We start from the raw sequence: 719 nt of genomic DNA, 5'->3' as shown, positions 1-719 counted from the left end.
CAAATTCATCTTCACCAATCACCACCTTGTCGACATCTTTTAGTCCCGTACCCATAAACCTTGCCAGGCCAGCCGAGGTAGGAATGTTGTGGCGCATCAACTGAGCTTTGCCAAGCTTACGGCTTTGATCTTCTTCGCCATCATTCTTGTCGATGTCGACTTCAGAATCGGGTTCAACAAGATCGATCACACCGACACTTGTCACGTCCATGTTACCGTCTTTATCAAACGCTTTTAAGCGAAACAGAAGCTGCGTGTTGGATTCAAATTGGTAGTCTTGATCGGTCTTGCCATCCCAAACGATGTTGAAATCGTTGGCAAATTGCTGACCTTCCACCACCGCCAGCGGACACACCAAACCACGATCGCCACCGCGATACACTTCTAATTGGTAATGATCCACGTAGTAGCTGAAGTTGGTAGTGATAGCAAAACTCATCTCTTGCAGAGGTTTGCCGTTTCTGACTTCCACATTGCTGCTGATGCTCAGATCCAACACTGGGTCAAAGCGCATGATGTCACGGCTAACCCAAATCGCACCTTGTTCCAGATAAATACGAGAATTGTCGGTTTGTTCATGCGTGTTAACTTCAATACCCAGTGAGTCACTGCCCAGCTTTTCTAACTGGCTGGTGTCTTTTGCGTACGATAGGATCGGCAACGCCGCCGCGATACATATCGTCAGTTTTGATTGTCTAAATCTAATCATAATTTTCTTG

The 719-nt window shown here is 46.6% G+C and carries 1 pseudogene; it reads right to left on the bottom strand.

Annotated features, from left to right (window positions below):
- A pseudogene (locus R7040_RS26420) lies at positions 1–709 on the bottom strand (hypothetical protein); the annotation flags it as partial.
- Positions 710–719: the final 10 nt, after the last annotated feature.

Source organism: Vibrio sp. 1069 (assembly GCF_033340555.1).
Note: the sequence above shows the minus strand (reverse complement) of the source record. Positions and strands in the feature narration are given on the sequence as shown.